A 247-nucleotide genomic window follows, 5' to 3' on the forward strand; every position below is an offset into this window, starting at 1 on the left:
CACATACACCAAGGATCCTTCTGGAGATCTTCCGATACGCAAGCTAAACTCTATTATCCGGATTCTAGGCAATGGGTTCCATTTTATTCTCTGCCACAAAGACCTGGTCATCATCAGGAATGACGCAGATCAAATCAATCTTAAGAAAATAGGCAACTCCATATCTCTCAATTTCTTCAGCCTCATGAAGCAAATGGACAAGGATAAGGTTGATGATCAATTGGTTCGGTGCAATATGCTCTTCTTT

At 40.9% G+C, this 247-nt stretch carries 1 pseudogene; it reads right to left on the minus strand.

Annotated features, from left to right (window positions below):
- Nucleotides 1-64: 64 nt before the first annotated feature.
- Nucleotides 65-247, minus strand: a pseudogene (locus tag ACYP5M_RS26655) (hypothetical protein); the annotation flags it as partial.

The organism is Peribacillus sp. N1 (assembly GCF_054600815.1).